14 protein-coding genes are annotated in these 16657 nt (G+C 72.4%); 13 read left to right on the top strand and 1 reads right to left on the bottom strand.

What is annotated here, in order from left to right:
• Positions 1-81: 81 nt before the first annotated feature.
• Positions 82-1428, bottom strand: coding sequence for a beta-ketoacyl synthase N-terminal-like domain-containing protein (locus ACJX2R_RS44285; RefSeq protein ID WP_413104684.1), 1347 nt, complete (start codon positions 1426-1428; stop codon positions 82-84).
• A 522-nt stretch (positions 1429-1950) separates the two neighbouring features.
• Between ACJX2R_RS44285 and ACJX2R_RS44280 the strand changes: the two genes are divergently transcribed.
• From ACJX2R_RS44280 to ACJX2R_RS44220, 13 genes are all read left to right on the top strand, one after another.
• The gene (locus tag ACJX2R_RS44280) at positions 1951-2442 is read left to right on the top strand and encodes an Lrp/AsnC family transcriptional regulator (RefSeq protein ID WP_413104683.1); all 492 of its coding nucleotides are present in this window, start codon (positions 1951-1953) and stop codon (positions 2440-2442) included.
• 133 nt (positions 2443-2575) lie between these two features.
• Positions 2576-3385 (top strand): dimethylargininase, encoded by an 810-nt coding sequence (gene ddaH, locus ACJX2R_RS44275; protein ID WP_262702316.1) that lies wholly within the window; start codon positions 2576-2578, stop codon positions 3383-3385.
• Entirely contained in the window at positions 3385-4656 is a 1272-nt protein-coding gene (gene rocD / locus ACJX2R_RS44270) for an ornithine--oxo-acid transaminase (RefSeq protein ID WP_413104682.1), read from the top strand. Before ddaH ends, rocD begins: the two co-directional genes overlap by 1 nt.
• A gap of 309 nt (positions 4657-4965) precedes the next feature.
• On the top strand, positions 4966-5562 hold the full coding sequence (locus ACJX2R_RS44265; protein WP_262702318.1) for an antibiotic biosynthesis monooxygenase: 597 nt from the start codon (positions 4966-4968) through the stop codon (positions 5560-5562).
• Between the two features lie 78 nt (positions 5563-5640).
• The gene (pabB, locus tag ACJX2R_RS44260; protein WP_413104681.1) at positions 5641-8007 is read left to right on the top strand and encodes an aminodeoxychorismate synthase component I; all 2367 of its coding nucleotides are present in this window, start codon (positions 5641-5643) and stop codon (positions 8005-8007) included.
• A gap of 26 nt (positions 8008-8033) precedes the next feature.
• Positions 8034-9635 carry an AMP-binding protein gene (locus tag ACJX2R_RS44255; RefSeq protein ID WP_413106107.1) on the top strand — a complete coding sequence of 534 codons (1602 nt, stop codon included), beginning with the start codon at positions 8034-8036 and terminating at the stop codon, positions 9633-9635.
• A 73-nt stretch (positions 9636-9708) separates the two neighbouring features.
• Positions 9709-11298, top strand: a complete 1590-nt coding sequence (locus tag ACJX2R_RS44250) for a class I adenylate-forming enzyme family protein (RefSeq protein WP_413104680.1) — start codon at positions 9709-9711, stop codon at positions 11296-11298.
• Position 11299: 1 nt separating this feature from the next.
• Positions 11300-12517 carry an FAD-dependent monooxygenase gene (locus tag ACJX2R_RS44245; protein WP_413106106.1) on the top strand — a complete coding sequence of 406 codons (1218 nt, stop codon included), beginning with the start codon at positions 11300-11302 and terminating at the stop codon, positions 12515-12517.
• Positions 12518-12676: 159 nt separating this feature from the next.
• Positions 12677-13510, top strand: coding sequence for an aminotransferase class IV (locus ACJX2R_RS44240; RefSeq protein WP_413104679.1), 834 nt, complete (start codon positions 12677-12679; stop codon positions 13508-13510).
• Between the two features lie 96 nt (positions 13511-13606).
• Positions 13607-14104, top strand: coding sequence for a carboxymuconolactone decarboxylase family protein (locus ACJX2R_RS44235; protein ID WP_413104678.1), 498 nt, complete (start codon positions 13607-13609; stop codon positions 14102-14104).
• Between the two features lie 54 nt (positions 14105-14158).
• Complete coding sequence (locus tag ACJX2R_RS44230) at positions 14159-14773, top strand: hypothetical protein (protein ID WP_413104677.1); 615 nt, start codon at positions 14159-14161, stop codon at positions 14771-14773.
• Positions 14774-14891: 118 nt separating this feature from the next.
• Positions 14892-15182, top strand: a complete 291-nt coding sequence (locus tag ACJX2R_RS44225) for a DUF1876 domain-containing protein (protein WP_262702324.1) — start codon at positions 14892-14894, stop codon at positions 15180-15182.
• Positions 15183-15360: 178 nt separating this feature from the next.
• Positions 15361-16617 (top strand): cellulase-like family protein, encoded by a 1257-nt coding sequence (locus ACJX2R_RS44220; protein ID WP_413104676.1) that lies wholly within the window; start codon positions 15361-15363, stop codon positions 16615-16617.
• Positions 16618-16657: the final 40 nt, after the last annotated feature.

Raw genomic sequence — 16657 nt, 5'->3', positions numbered from 1 at the left:
GGGGTCTCCGTGGGTGGTGCTCGGCCCGGGGTGGGGGCCGTGAGGGGCCGTGGGGTGGAGATCGCCGCGGGGGTTGCGGACTCAGGTGGCGTCCGGGCCGCCCAGCAGCATCGCGTGCTTCACGCCACCGATCTGGTAGTTGAAGCTGAGCGCGTGGTCGAAGTCGAGGGGACGGGTGCGGGTGCCGGGGACGGGGTCGAAGGGGAGCCCGTCGGCGGGTTGTTCGCAGTTGGCGGTGGGGCACACCTCGCCGTACTCCATCATCATCACGGTGAGGGCGAGGTCGAGGCAGCCCGAGGCCGATCCGAGGTGGCCGAAGCATCCTTCCTGGGAGGACATCAGCACTGTGGAGTCGGGGCCGTAGAGCTCGCGGACGGCGTTGGCCTCCAGGGCGGTGACGACCGGGTCGCCGTCACTCGCGCCGTTGATGTACGGCAACTGCTCGATCCCCCAGCGGTCGCCCGTGCACAGGCGAACGGCCCTGATCAGTTGGGCGCCGGAGTCGTCGGCGGCGAGCGGGTTGGCCAGGCCGTCGCGGGTCAGGGCGGTGGCGAGCACCTGGCCGTAGATGTGGGCACCCCGCCGTTGGGCGTGTTCCCGGCTCTCCAGGATCACGGTGGCGGATCCCTCGCCGTGGTTGATGCAGTCCGCTCGCCGGTCGTAGGGACGCATCAGGGAGTCGATGGAGGGCAGCAGATCGGGCATGCCGACGGCGTCCGTCGCGTCGTGGGCGTGCTGGGCGCCGCGCAGCAGCCGCTGGCTCTTCTGGATCAGGCCGACATTGAAGACGTCGACGCCGGTCACCAGCGCGAGATCGGTCTCGTCGGCCGCGATGAGCCGACGGGCGTTGCCGATCTGCACGGCGGCGGACGCGCAGCCGCAGGACACGGTGAAGCAGGGTCCGACGGTCCGGGCCAGGGCTCCCTGGACGAGGACGACGTCGGAGGGCGAAACGGCCTGTTCGGTCGCGACGAGCGTCTCCACGGCGTCGAGCGGGGTGGCGGAGTCGGGGTCGGCGCCGAGCAGGTTGACATAGCTGTCGACATTGGCGTCCACGCCGCCCCGGCCGACGAGCACGGCCGCCTCGCCCAGCTCACCGGCGGTCACGTCCAGTTCCGCGTCGGCACATGCCTCGACGAGGGAGACCAGGCCGTAGCGGTGGGCGTTGGTGTAGTGGCGGGAGAAGAATTCGGGGATGTCGGGGAGGCGTTCGGCGAACTGCTCGGCGCTGAGGCGCACCGAGCCGTAGTGGATGCCGTGCCGGCCGAGGACGGTGCGGCCGTGGGAGGCGATGTCCCACACCTGGGCCGTGGTGAAGACGGGTTCGGCGCCGCCCGGGAGGCAGAAGCCCAGCCCGGTGACGACGGCGTCCCGGGGGTTTCCGGGGCCCCCGGGGGCCGGCCGGGGTGGGTGCCGGCGCGGGCTCACGACGCCCTGCCGGATCTGAGGAGGGTCATGACGGTGGTCCCTTTCGCTCACACCGGAGTACGGGGCCGCCGGTACGGCGAGTCGCCGAATGCACGGTGGGGCCGCCGGTGTTCCGGAATCGGTTCATAGTGAATTCGGCGCGTGCGGCGCGGCGTTGGACGTACTCGAAGCCTTTCCCCGTTGGATGGTGAGTCGTCTCCGTCGGGAGAGCCGCTCATCGTCCGGAAAGGACAGGTGGAATAGTTGACGCTACGCCTGGAGGGACCGGGGCCGGTAGGTGGTGTCGTATCACCGCGGTGGATTCGGCCGTTGCGGTGCACCGCCCTTGTACCCCCGGAGCCCATACCGCGCGACCCCGGAGAAAAGGGGGCTCGCGCCCCGGTTCACGCCCCCTCTTGTGGAATCTTTCTGAAAGAGCGTAGAGAAAAGGACGCCTCAGGCACTCACTGAGTATGCGGCGGTTTTGAGCATAGGGAAGAGACCCCGCACACCGGGGACGAAAGACGCAAAGGGTGATAGACGATGACACATCAGTCCGTACCGTTCGACGATCTGGACCGCAAAATCGTTGCGGCGCTGGTCGCCAACGCCAGGACCAGCTTCACGGAGATCGGCGCCGCGATCGGGCTCTCGGCCTCCGCGGTCAAGCGCCGCGTCGACCGGATGCGGGAGACCGATGTGATCACCGGCTTCACCACCACCGTGCGCCCGGCCGCCCTCGGCTGGCGGACCGAGGCATATGTCGAGGTGTACTGCGACAGCGCCGCGCCGCCCCGGCGCCTCGCGGAGGTCGTGCGCAACTATCCGGAGATCATCGCGGCCATGACGGTGACCGGCGGCGCGGACGCCCTGCTGCATGTCATGGCCACCGATGTGGAGCATTTCGAGGAGGTTCTGGAGCGCATCCGGGCCGAGCCCTTCGTCCGCCAGACGATCAGCTACATGGTGCTGTCGCACCTGCTCACGGGCAGTGCGGAGGCCGGCGCGGCCCCTCCCGCCACGGTGACGCAATGAACCGCCGCGAACCGGCCTCCGCACGCAGCGTCGGTGCGCCGACGCGCAGTCTTCTTTCCTTGTCTCCCCTCTCTTCCGCTTTCTACCGTTGATTCATCCCCCGGTCGCCCGCGGAAGCGAGAGGAATCCTCCGTTGCCCCTTACGCGTGTGCCGCGCCCCAGGCGCTTCCTGACCTGTGAACCCAGATATTTCGATGTGCGGTATGCCATCAATCCCTGGATGCGCGAGGACACCGAGGTCGACACCGACCTCGCCCAGACGCAATGGGAGACGCTGATCCGCGCCTACCGCGACCACGGTCATCGGGTCGAATTCATCGAACCGGTGGCGGGCCTGCCGGACATGGTGTTCGCGGCGAACTCGGCCCTCGTCCTGGAGGGCCGGGTCTTCGGCTCACGATTCCACGCACCGCAGCGCCGGCCGGAACAGCTCGCCTACGAACGGTGGTTCAAGGCGGCGGGATTCGACGTCCATCCGCCGGAATCGGTGTGCGAGGGCGAGGGCGACCTGGTGCCGGCCGGGCCCTATGTCCTGGCGGGCACCGGCTTCCGCACCACCCGGGCGGCCCATCAGGAGGTGCAGGAGTTCTTCGGGGTGCCGACCATCAGCCTGCTGCTGGTGGACCCGTACTTCTATCACCTGGACACCGCGCTGTTCGTCCTCGACGACCGGAACATCGCCTACTACCCGGAGGCGTTCTCCCCCGGCAGCCGTGAGGTGCTGGGGCGGCTCTACCCCGACGCGCTGATCGCCACCCGCGACGACGCCATGGCCTTCGGGCTCAACTCCGTCTCCGACGGCCGCCATGTCTTCGTCGCGCCCCAGGCCACCGGGCTCATCGACCAGCTCACCGACCGCGGTTACGTCCCCGTCCCCGTCGACCTGTCGGAACTGCACAAGGCCGGCGGGGGCATCAAGTGCTGCACACAGGAGATCCGCTGATGACCGCCACCACCCCCATCGCCTCCGACTCCTCCGCCTCCGGTTCCGGCTCGGCCGTGGCGAACGGCGCGGCTCGCTCCTCCCAGGAGCTGATCCGCGCCGAGGAGACCTCGCTCGCGCACAACTACCACCCGCTGCCCGTGGTCGTCGCCGGCGCCGAGGGCGCTTGGGTCCGGGACGTCGAGGGGCGCCGCTATCTGGACATGCTGGCGGGGTACTCCGCCCTCAACTTCGGCCACCGCCACCCGGCGCTGATCGAGGCCGCCCACCGCCAGCTCGACCGGCTCACGCTGACCTCCCGGGCCTTCCACAACGACCGGCTGGCCGGGTTCGCCGAGGGGGTGGCGGAGCTCACCGGGCTCTCCATGGTGCTGCCGATGAACACCGGCGCGGAGGCGGTGGAGAGCGCCATCAAGGTCGCCCGCAAGTGGGCGTACGAGGTGAAGGGCGTCGCCCCGGACCAGGCCACCATCGTGGTGGCGGCCGACAACTTCCACGGCCGCACGACGACGATCGTCGGATTCTCCACCGACCCCGTGGCCCGCGACGGCTTCGGCCCGTTCGCCCCCGGCTTCCGCGTCGTGCCGTACAACGACCTCGCGGCGCTGGAGGCCGCCGTCGACGAGACCACGGCGGCGGTCCTCATCGAGCCCATCCAGGGCGAGGCGGGCGTCGTCATCCCCGATGACGGCTATCTGCGCGGGGTGCGCGAGCTGACCCGGCGCACCGGGACGCTGTTCATCGCCGATGAGATCCAGTCCGGTCTGGGCCGCACCGGCACCACGCTGGCCGTCGAGCACGAGTCGGTGATGCCGGATGTGCTGCTGCTCGGCAAGGCGCTGGGCGGCGGCATCGTGCCGGTGTCGGCGGTGGTGGCCGACCATGCGGTGCTCGGGGTGCTGCGCCCCGGCGAGCACGGCTCCACCTTCGGCGGCAATCCGCTGGCCGCGGCGGTCGGCTCGGCCGTGGTCGATCTGCTGCGCACCGGCGAATTCCAGCGCCGGGCACGGGAGTTGGGCGAGGTGCTGAGGGACGGGCTGGCCGCGCTGACCGGCAAGGGCGTCGTGGGCTACCGCTGCCGCGGGCTGTGGGCGGGCGTCGATGTGGACCCCGCGCTCGGCACCGGCCGTGAGGTGAGCGAGCGGCTGATGGCCGAGGGGATCCTGGTCAAGGACACCCATGGCTCGACGATCCGTCTGGCCCCGCCGCTGACCATCACCCGCGCCGAGTTGGAGGGGGCGCTGGCGGCGCTGGAGAAGGTACTCGGCTGATCGCGGAGACGCGGCCGATCGAGCCGACCGATTGATCGAAACCACGAGGCGCCGGGCCGCATTATGTTTCATACGGCCCGGCGCTTCGTCATGTTCAATCGCGCTCGGAGATTCTTTATCGGCGGCCCCGTCGCGGTCCTGTCAGAACCCCGAACCGTAGGTAACGCCCAGGTCACGGCGGCCTATCCGGGTTTTTATGTACGTTGTTGAGCATTCCACTGTTCCCGATCGCACGGTGTGGAACACTTCGTGTCATCTCGCCGGGCACAACAGGCGAAGGTAACGGCACGGAAAGGAGTTGCGGCTGGAGTGGACAGTGAACCGGTCACGGTGACTGCCGCATACCGGGTGGACCCCGGCCGCGAAAGCGAGTTCTATGCCTGGGCGATCGAGATGCTCAATGCCGCGGCAAGCCTTCCGGGATATCTCGGAGGCGGGGTGATGGGATCCGGTTCGGCCTCCTCGGAGTGGCACGTCCTCTACCGGTTCGAGGCGGAAGGCGCGGCTCGGGCATGGGATTCCTCGCTGGAGCGCGCACGATTGGCGTCCCGTACCGGGCCCTTCGTCGAGGAAAAGGGAACACAGCGCACCGCGGGACTGGAGAACTGGTTCAAAGGGCCGGTGCGGCCGCTGCCGCCACCGCCCAAATGGAAGCTGTGGCTGGTGAATCTGAGCGCGGTCTTCCCTCCGGTTCTCATCTTCAATGTGCTGGTGATCCCGTTCATCAAGGACGCCAATTTCCTGCTGCGGACACTGGCCCTGTGTCTCGGTGTCACCGCGATGGTGACCTGGCTGGTCATGCCGCGGCTGCAACGGCTTCTGAAGAAGTGGCTCTACCCACCGCTTCAGTCGATACGAGGACGTCACAGGCGGATGGCGGCCGACGGCCCACGCGCTCGCCGGTAGGCGAGCGGGGCCTCGCGGCCCGAGGACCGGGGCGGGTGATACCCGGTCGGTTTTCTCATCGCAAGGAGGCAAATCCGGATGGAATCGCTGAGGACACTCCTCGTCGATCATTACGACTCGTACACGTACAACCTCTTTCATCTGCTGACCGAGGTCAACGGCGAGGAACCGGAGGTGCTTCTGCATGACGCGCCGGAGTGCGCGGACATCGATCTCTCCGCGTTCGACAACATCGTGCTCTCCCCCGGCCCCGGCCATCCGGCGGACCCCCGGGACTTCGGCGCCACCGCCCGGCTGATCGAGCGGTCGCCCATCCCGGTGCTGGGGGTGTGCCTGGGGCACCAGGGGATCGCGCTCGGCGCCCAGGCGCGGGTGGTGTCCGCGCCCGAGCCCAAGCACGGGCATCTGTCCCGGATCAAACACGGCGGGCGCGGGCTGTTCCGCGGCCTTCCACAGGACTTCACGGCCGTGCGCTACCACTCGCTGTGCGTGGCCGAGCCACTGCCGCTGGGGCTCCAGGGCATCGCCTGGTCCGAGGACGGTGTGCTGATGGGGCTGCGGCACCGGGCCCGGCCACTGTGGGGCGTCCAGTTCCACCCGGAGTCGGTGCTGACCGGATACGGCCACCGCATGCTCGGCAACTTCCGCGATCTGACCGTCGAGCACGCCAACGGCGAGTCGGTGACGTCCACCGTGGCCCCCGCCTCCGCCGTGGCCCCCGCCTCCGCCTCCGCCGAGGAGCCGCGCCGCGCCCGTACCGCCTCCAAGGCGGCGAAGGCGGCCAGGACGGCCAACAAGACCAAGAACGCCACCGCGCCGGGCTCCCCGCCCGCCCCCGGAGCGGACCCCCGAACCGAACTGGCCCGGCCCGCCCCCAAGAAGGAGGCTCCGGCGGAGCCACCCCCGGAGGGCCCCGGCTACCGGCTGCACGCCCGTTGGCTGGCCGACGCCACCGACACCGAGGCGGCCTTCACCCGGCTGTACGCCGAGGCACCGCACGCGTTCTGGCTCGACAGCTCGCGCGCCGAGTCCGGCGAGGCCCGCTTCTCCTTCCTCGGGGACGGCACCGGCCCGCTCGCCGAGTTCGTCCGCTACGACACCGACACCGGCGGGTGCGAGGTCGAGCGGGCGGGACGGCCCGCCGTACGGGTCGAGGGCGACGTCTTCGACTACCTCAAGCGGGAGCTGAACCGCCGCCGGATCAAGGCCCCCGATCTGCCCTTCGACTTCACCGGCGGCTATGTGGGTTACTTCGGCTACGAACTCAAGGCCGACTGCGGCTCCCCCAACCGCCACCGGGCCGCCACCCCGGACGCCTGCTGGCTCTTCGCCGACCGGTTCGTCGCCGTCGACCACCAGGAGGGCGTCACCTACATCTGCTGCCTCGCCGAGGACACCCCCGACGGCCACCGGGAGGCGAAGGACTGGCTGGACACCACCGTGACCGTGCTCAGCGGGGTGCCGACGCTCACCGGACCCGCCCCGCAACCGCCCGCCCTCACCACCACGGCCGCCGTGGAGCCCTGGCTGGTGCGGGACCGGGAGCGGTATCTGGCCTCGATCGAGGCGTGTCTGCGGGAGCTGCGCGCCGGGGTGAGCTATGAGATCTGCCTGACCAACTCCGCCTGGCTGCCCGCCCCCGGCGACTCCTACGCCTTCTACCGGGCCCTGCGGCGGTTCAACCCGGCGCCGTACGCCGCCTATCTGCGGTTCGACGGCACGGATGTGGCCTGCGCCTCCCCCGAGCGCTTTCTGCGCATCACCCCCGACGGCACCGCCGAGGCGAAGCCGATCAAGGGCACCGCCCCGCGCGGCCAGAGCCCGGAGAAGGACGCGCGGACGCTGGCCGCCCTCGCCTCCAGCTCCAAGGCCCGCGCCGAGAACCTGATGATCGTGGATCTGCTCCGCAACGACCTGGGCCGGGTGTGCGCGCCGGGCAGTGTGTATGTGCCGCGGCTGATGAACACCGAGACCTACGCCACCGTCCACCAGCTGGTCTCCACCGTGCGCGGCCGGCTGCGCCCGGAGACCACCTCCGTCGACTGCGTACGGGCCTGTTTCCCGGGCGGCTCCATGACCGGCGCGCCCAAGCTGCGCACCCTGGAGATCATCGACTCGCTGGAGACCGGGGCCCGCGGCGTGTACTCCGGCGCGCTCGGCTACCTCAGCTGCAACGGCGCGGCCGACCTCAACATCGTCATCCGCACGGCCGTGTTCACCGGCGGGCGGATGCACATCGGCGCGGGCGGCGCCATCGTTCTCGATTCCGATCCGGCCGAGGAGTACGAGGAGATGCTGCTGAAGACCGCCGCCACCATGCGCGCCTACCAGGCCGTGGAGCCCGCGTCCGGCGGGGAGCCCGCGTCCGCCGGGGAGATCGGCGATCTGCTGGTGGCCGCCGCCGCGGCGCCGCCCGCCCCCGCGGCGAAGGAGCTCGGCCGGTGACCGCCGTATCGGTGTCCGCCCCGCCCATGCCCGTCGGGCCCACCGTCTCGGCCAACGTGGCAGCGCATCTCGCGGCGCTCGCGGACCGCCGCGGCTGGTCCGGCCGGGCCGCCTTTTTCGAGGGCCACCGGGTCTGGACCCACGGCGAGGTCCACGACCGCGCCGAGCGCGCGGCCACCGTGCTGGCGGGCCGGGGGGTGGCGGCCGGTGACCGGGTGCTGCTGGCGTCGCCGGACGGCATCATGTGGGTGACCACGTTTCTGGCCGCCGCCCGGCTGGGCGCCGTGGCGGTGCTGGTCAACCCCGCGCTCACCGCCGACGACCACCGCTTCATGGCCGAGGACTCGCGCGCCGCGCTGGCAGTCTCCGGCCCCGGTCTCCAGGACCACTTCGACGGCGTCCCCTGGCTCGGCGCCGACCATTTGTCGGCCCTGACCGGCCCGCCCGCCACGCCGGGCTCGGCGGCCCCGGCCCCGGCGGCGGAGCCGGTGACGGCCGCCACCCCGCTGTACGTCCAGTACACCTCCGGGACCACCGGCCGCCCCAAGGCGGTGGTCCACAGCCATGGCGATGTGGCCGCCTATCACGATCTGGTCGGGCAGGAGGTGCTGGACATCGGCCCGTCGGACGTGTCGTTCTCGGTGTCCAAGCTGTTCTACGCCTACGGCTTCGGGAACGCCTTCGCCTTCCCCCTCTTCTCGGGGTCGGCCGCGGTACTCACCGCGGACCGTCCCGGACCCGCCCTCATCGACGACCTCGTGGCCCGGCACCGGGTGACCCTGCTGTACTCGGTGCCGTCCTCGTACGCCGCCCTGGTGGACGAGCGCGGCACCGGCCACACGGCCTGCTTCACCTCCGTCCGGGCCGCGGTCAGCGCGGGCGAGGGGCTGCCGCCCGCGCTCGGTGAGCGGGTCGGTGAGCTGCTCGGCGCACCGGTGCTGGAGCAGATCGGCTCCACCGAGGCGGGCCACGCCTTCTGCGCCAACACGGTGTGGGACAACGTCCCCGGCACCCTCGGCCGTCCGGTGCCCCGCTTCGAGCTGGAGCTACGGGACGGCGAGGGCGCGGTGGTGGCGGACGGCGCCGACGGCTCGGCCGAGGGCGAGCTGTGGGTGCGGGGCCCGACGGTGGCCACCGGCCGCCCGGAGGACGGCGGTTGGCTCGCCACCCGGGACCGGGCCCGGCGCGGGCGCGACGGGACGTACCGCCATCTGGGCCGGGTGGACGACCTGGAGATGGTCGGCGGGATCACCGTGTCGCCGCTGGAGGTCGAGGAGGTGCTGCGGCAGCACCCCTCGGTACGGGAGGTGGCGGTGGCGGCCGTCCCCGACGAGCGGGGCGCGACCCGGCTGCGCGCCTATGTCGTACCGGCGGCCGGCGCGGCTGGCCGGACGGACGATACGGGTGGCCGGACGGACGACCGGGACGGCTCCGGCAACCCCGGCGGCAACGGCGGCCCGGACGGCCCTGCGGTGGACGAGGAGAGGCTGACGGCCGATCTGATCGCGCTGGCCCGGCGGCGGCTCGCCGCCTACAAGGCGCCGCGCACCGTACGCCTGGTGGCCTCGCTGCCGCGCACCCCGACGGGGAAGCTGCGGCGCCATGTCGTCCGTACGGGCCGCTGGTGACGGGTCAAACCGGCTTGCCGCCGCGCCGCAGCGCGCGGCCCCCTGACCGACTTCGAACGATGAGGAACTCGATATGTTGCAGCGGCTGCTCCCCGAGCGCGGGTTCTATCTGGGGCTGATGTTCCAGGAGGCCGCGGCCCGGCACGGCAGGGTCAGGGTGACCCTGGACCGGCCACTGGACGTCGCCCCCGACGCCGGTACCGACCTCGGCTACACCGAACTGGCCGATCTGGTCGACGACCTGGCCGCCCGGCTGTGGTCGGCGGGGGTGCGCCCGAGTGAGCATGTGGCGATCCTCAAGGGCGACAACGCCGACATCGTGCTGCTGACCTGTGCCGTCTCCAGGATCGGCGCGGTCCCGGCGCTGCTGTCGCCCGCGCTGGACGGACAGGTGGCCGCGGTGCTGCTCGACCGGCTGCACGCCCCCTGGCTGATCACCGACCGGGCGACGCTGGAGTCCACGCTGAGCACGGTGGACACCACCCTGGCCCGGGGCGTGCTGACGGTGGACGAGGCGCCCGGGAACACCATCGCGCTGGCCGCGCTCGCCGGGGTGGCGCGCCACCCGGCGATCCGGCTCCACCCCCGGGAGCCCTCGCTGATCACCCACAGCTCGGGGACCACCGGCATACCGAAGCTGGCCGTGCACTGCCCGCACGCCATGTGGAACCGGCTGGTGCCCCAGCAGGCGCTGGGCCGGGCCACCCGCGGGGAGGCGGCCGCGCTGCACATGTCGTTCGTCCACTCCCGCTTCTACCATCTGCTGGGCGTACTGCTGCACTTCGGCAGCCCGCTGCTGCTGCTCGTCGACCCCGACCCGGCCCACGCGGGTCCACTGCTGGCGGCGCACCGCCCCGGCATCGTGGAGACGCATCCCAACACCTATGTGCTGTGGGAGGAGCTGGCCGACGGGCCGAACGGCCCGCTGTCCAACGTCCGGGCGTACGGCTCCACGTTCGACGCCATCCACCCCCGTACGGTGCGGCGGCTGCTCGCCGCGTCCCGGCGCCGCGACCCCCGGCTGATGCAGCTGTACGGGCAGAGCGAGACCGGGCCCGTCGCCTTCGGCTGGTACACCCGGCGGGGCGCGGACCGGGTGGAGGCACGGCGGGTGGGCACCGGCATCCCCGGGTTCACCCGGATCCGGGTGGTGGACGAGCGGGGCCGCAAGTGCCCGCCGGGTGCGACGGGGGCCATCGAGGCCCGCACCCGCGGCCGGATCCTCACCTATCTCGGCGCGCCGGAGAGTTACGCCCGGCAGGTGGACCGGGGCTGGTGGCGGATGGGCGACATGGGCTACCGCGACCGGTGGGGCGCGCTGTATCTGCTGGACCGCGAGGTGGACCAGATCTCCACCGTGGACAGCACGCTGGAGGTGGAGGACGAGCTGCTGTCGCGGTTCGCCGACCTCCGGGAAGTGATCATCGTCCACGGTCCCGGGCGCGAGCCGGTACCGGTGGTGTGCACCCGGGGGAACGAGCCGCTGGACCCCGACAGCTGGCGGCGGGCGACCGAGGATCTCCCGGCGCTGGCCGAGCCGGTGCAGTGCCGCTTCGAGGATCTGCCGCGCACCGCCACCTGGAAGATCAAGCGGCTGGAGATCGCCCGGCAGCTCGCCGCGGGTGAGCTGCCCACCCTGTCCACCGCCCCGGTCGGTGGCTGACATGGCGGCGGGCAAGGGCGGCGGGCCGGTTCTGGTGGTGGGCGCCGGGCCGGTCGGGATGACGGCGGCGCTCACCCTGCGCGCCGCCGGGCTGCCGGTCCTGGTGCTGGAGGCCGGGGCGCGGGACCGGGTGCGCCCCGGGAGCCGCGCGCTGTTCGTCCACCGGAGGTCGCTGCGGCTGCTGGAGCGGGCCCGCCCGGGACTGGGCGCCCGGATCGCGGCGTACGGAACCACCTGGCGCACCCGGCGCACCCTCTACCGCGGCCGCGAGGTGTTCGTACAGACCTTTCCGCGGGCCTCCGGGGACGGGGCCGCCGCGGCCCTGCCCGCCTTCACCAGCCTGCGTCAGGTGGACACCGAGCGGTTCCTCCACGAGGCGTGTGCGGAGGCGGGCGTGGAGTTCCGCTTCGACGCCGAGGTGGCCGGGGTGCGCGCGGACGGCGACGGGGTGACGGTGACCGACGGGGCCGGCCGGAGCTGGACGGCCGGCCATGTCATCGCCGCCGACGGGGCCCGTTCGGGGGTGCGCAAGGCGCTGGGCATCCCGCTGGAGGGCACCCGGTCCGACGGCTATCACGTGGTCGTGGACGTGGCGGATCCGCCCGGCGGGGACCTGCCGGTCGAGCGGGTCTTCCACTACGAGCACCCCGGTACCGGCGGCCGCACCGTGCTGCGGGTGCCGTTCACCGGGGGCTTCCAGATCGATCTCCAGTGCCGCGCGGACGATCCGCCGGAGTCCTTCGCCACCGAGAAGGCGCTGCGCCGCTGGCTGCCCCGGCTGGTGGGCGAGGACTGCGCCCACCGGGTGCTGTGGGTGTCGCGGTACCACTTCCTGCGCAAGGTGGCCGCGTCGTTCGCCGATCCGTCCGGCCGGGTGCTGCTGGCGGGCGAGGCGGCGCATCTCTTCCCGCCCTTCGGGGCCCGAGGCATGAACAGCGGGATCGCGGACGCGGTCGCGGCGGCGGAGGCGGTGTCGGCGGCATGCTCCGAGCCATCGCGGGGACCCGCGACGGTGGCCGGGTACGCCTCCGCCCGCCGGAGCGCGGCCCTCTACAACAGCGAGGCCGCCGGGGCGGCCCTGGACCATCTGCGGCCCCGGCCGTGGAAGCGGGCGACCCAGCGCGCGGCGGCGGCCCTGTCCCCGGTGGTCCCCCGCTGCGGGGAGTGGCTGGAACGCGCCCCCTACGGCCCCCGGGGCGGCCCGGCGCGCGGCTATTGACCGGCAATCCAGCGAGCGCGGCTAGGAACCCGGCCGGACGACGGAAAAACGCAACAACGGAACGCGGACGTAGGACACCGGGGCAGTGCGGTCGGACATCGAGCACATCGAGCACATCGGGAAAGTCGAGCACATCGGGACGGAGACGTGGAAGCGGACATGGTCGCCACACAGAACGTCGGTCACGCCGACGCGTCGGACCATAAGCAGTGGACGCTGATGTGGCGCGAGGACGGCGGGCTGATGCCCTCCCGGGCGGTGCCGGACAGCGCGCTGCTGGCCGCCGACTCCTGGCTGATCGACGACGGGCGGGTGCGCGGGCTCGACCGCCACCGCCGCCGGTTCGTCGCCGCGTGCGTCGAGGCGAGCGGCGACTCCCCCGCCCGGATCGAGAGCTTCTGGCGCGACGCGATCGCCGCTCTGCCCCGCACCGAGCGGTGGTTCCCCCGGGTCGAGCTGGCGGGTCCGGAACCGGCCCGGCTGTTCCTGCGGGTCCGGCCCGCGCCGCCGCGGACGGTCAATGTGACCGTATGCCTGACCGAGGAGTTCGATCCGCGGTCGCATCCCCGGCGCACCGGCCCCGACCTCGCCCTCCTCGCGCATCTGCGGGAGCGGGCGGCGGCCCGCGGCGCGCAGGAGCTGCTGCTCACCACCCCCTCCGGGCTGGTGCTCGAGGGCACGGCGGCGAGCGTCCTGTGGTGGGAGGACGACGTGCTGTGTCTGCCGCCCCCGGAGCTTCCGCTGCTGGCGGGCGTGACCTCGGCCCTGATCCAGGACCGGGCGGCCGAGCTTGGCGTCCGCACCGAGCACCGCCGCCGCACCGTGCAGGAGCTGGACGGCCGTGAGGTGTGGCTGGTCAACGCGGTGCACGGGATCCGCCCGGTGACCGCGTGGCTGGGCCGCCCGCTGCGGGCGGGCCCGGCGCTGCGCGCCGCCTCCTGGCAGACCTGGCTCGACGGCGTTCCCGATCCCCTGACCGCCCCGATTCCCTGACGGTCCCGAGGCCCTGATGGCCCCGACCCCCTGACCACGACCGAACGCGACCGACCGCAACCGACCGCGACTGACCGCGACGAACGGAGTTCACCGATGACGACGACCACCCCGGCCCGCACCACCGCCCGGCTGGATCTGAAGGGCCTCGCCCCCGAGGTGTCCGCCGCGATGGGCGAGCTGCACCGGGCGGCGGTGCGGGCCGCCCGGGCGGCGGGGGTCGAGCCCGAGCTACTGGAACTGGTCAGGATCCGCGCCTCGCAGCTCAACGGCTGCGCGTTCTGCCTGGACATGCACACCAAGGACGCCCGCGCCCAGGGCGAGACCGAGCAGCGGATCCACACCCTCGCCGCCTGGCGGGAGACCCCGTTCTTCACCGAGCGGGAGCGGGCCGCGCTCGCGCTGACCGAGGCGGTGACCTCGATCCAGGACGGCCATGTGCCGGACGAGGTCTATGCGTCCGTCCGCGAGGTCTTCGACGAACCGCAGGTGGCGGCCGTGATCTGGGCCGCCGTCGTGATCAACGCCTACAACCGCACGGCGATCAGCGCGCGGATGGTGCCCGGCGCCTATCAGCCCGCCCCGCGCACCTGACCCCGACGCCCGCGCGACCGCGCGCCGGCGTCAGCACCCGCTGGAGGCCAGACCATGAACACCCACGGACCGCGACGCGTATTCGGGCCGCGTCCGCCCCTGCTCAAGCGTCCGACCAAGGGGCCCAACCCGCTGCGCCGCCGGACGGACCGGATCCAGACCTGGTGCACCGTGCTGTTCGCGCTGATCCTCGTGGTCGGGCTGCCGGCCGCCGCGATCAGCGCGGGGTACGCGGCACACGCCTCCCAGATGCGCGTCGTGGCCGCCGAGACCTCGGCCCGGCACCAGATCACCGCACGGCTCGCCGATGCCACCCCCGGCCCGGCCCACAGCGATGTGCGGGAGCCGCGGCAGGCGAGGGTGCGCTGGGTCGCGGACGACGGTGAGCGCCATACGGGCACCGCCACGGTGGCGGGCGACGGCGACTCGGGGGACCGGGTACGGGTCTGGGTGAACCGCGAGGGCGCCCTGGCGCAGCCGCCCTCCTCCCCGTCGACCGCGCGGACCATGGGCTGGTTCACCGGCTGTATCACCGCGGCGACGGTGGCCGCGCTCGCGTTCACGGGACGGGCCCGGGTCCGGCGGGCCCTGGACCGCAGGCGTTACGCGCGCTGGGAGGCAGAGTGGAAGGTGGTGGAGCCCGCGTGGTCCGGCAGGAACCGCCGCTGAGCGGGGCTCCGGCCGCCGCCGCGGGGTCCGGCCGCTTCTGGGCACCAGAAGCGGCCGCCAGAAGGTGCCGCCAGAAAGGTGCGGCCAGAAGGTGCCGCCAGAAGGTGAGGAGCAGACCATGTCGCACACAGTGGAGTGGAAGGTCCATCTCTATCTCTCCGAGGACGAGGGGCGGACCAGGGCGCGGGTGGAGCTGGACACCGGGTCCACGGCGCTCACCGGCCGGGGACTGGCCCGGTGCAACCCGGACGACGAGGACGTGCCCGTGATCGGCGATGAGCTCGCGGCCGGGCGCGCGCTCAGCGATCTGGGGCAGCAACTGGTCCGGGCCGCCGAGCACGACCTGGAGGGCGTGGGCGCGCCCCCGGCCTCGCGCAGACCACGACCCGGTTACGGCTGGATCGCCTGAGGGGCCGTCCCCAATAGGAGGGGCCGCCCCCAACAAGAGGGGCCGCCCCGCAATAGTCGGCGCGACCAGCAATGGCCATTATTTATGGATACATCTTGACAGCCCATGGGCACCCCCGGACGATGAACCGATCTCTCGTCTCTGTCATCGCCGAGCCGCCGACCGCGGGGAGCCCCCTGTGACGCTGTCGCCGCACCTGCCGGACAAACTGACCATCTCACTCTGGGACTTCAGCTGGTACACCCGCACCGGCCCGGATGAGCCCTTCGCCGATCTCGACCGCGCCTTCGCGGACGCCGTGGCCCGCGGCTACAACACGGTGCGCGTCTGCGCCATGCCGTTCCTGCTCTTCGGCTCCCGGCTCGATACGACCAAGCTGCGGCCGTCGGCGCTGGGCGGCGCGTACGGGCAGCGGATGCGCTGGTACGACCTGGGCGGCGGGGGCGAGATCGACGGACGGGCGTGGCTGCGCGAGCTGTTCGAGGCGGCTCTTCGCCATGACTGCTTCGTCATCCTCTCCAGCTGGGAGTACCAGCAGAGCCCGTCGTTCGGCGAGGACCGCGCCTGGTTCGACGCGCTGATGGCCGTGGATCCCGAGCGGCGCGCCGAGGCGCTCGCGGACGCGCTGGCCGATCTGATCGACTTCCTGGTGATCCACGGTCTGGACGACCGGATCGCCTTCACCGAGCTGCACAACGAGGTCCAGGGCAGCCGGCTCGCCGAAGGGCTGGACGGCGTGGACAAGGTCGTCGCCCTGCGGCCACGGCTGGAGCGGGGCATCGCCCGGTTCAAGGAGCGCCACCCCAGCCGGCCGGTCACGGTCAACTACGCGAAGGTGCCGGTCGGTTCGCTGCGCGGGATCCCCCGCGAGGTGGATGTGGCGGTCTTCCACCCCTATGTCTACGGGGTACTGGACGAGCTGCTGACCACCTTCGCCGTCCGCGACCGGGCCCGCCCCTTCCCCCAGGAGGCGGCCCGCCGGGAGCTGCTGCGCCCCGGCGCCCCCGACCTGGCCGACTGGGCCCCGCCGCCCGGCGATCGCTGGCGGCTGGAGGCCACCACGGTCGGCCCCCGGGAGATCTACGTCCACGACTGGTGCGACCCCGACCGCTGGGACGCCTGGCTGTACGACCGCTACGCCCTGCACCGGCTGGCGATGGACCAGCGGCTGGTCACCTGGATCGAGGCGGCGGCGGACTGGGCGGCCGCGAGCGGGGTCCCGCTGGTCTTCGGCGAGGGCTGGATCGGCTACACCCCGCTGCACGGGACCTTCGAGGAGGGCCCGGTGGGGGCAGCGTTCTGCCGCCGCGCCGTAGAGGAGTCGGCACGGGTGGGCGCGTGGGGCGCGGTGGTGTGCTCCAACGCGGCGCCCCAGCATCCGATGTGGCAGGACATCGCGCTCCAGCGGGAGTGCAACGCGGTGCTGCGCGGCTGACGGCGCGTACGGCACCGCGTTGACCGGCCCCCGGGGCCGT

Source organism: Streptomyces sp. Inha503, from assembly GCF_047215865.1.
In the GTDB taxonomy this organism is placed as follows: Bacteria; Actinomycetota; Actinomycetes; order Streptomycetales; family Streptomycetaceae; genus Streptomyces; species Streptomyces lycopersici.
The sequence above is the reverse complement of the archived record's forward strand: the minus strand, read 5'-3'. Positions and strand labels throughout refer to the sequence as shown.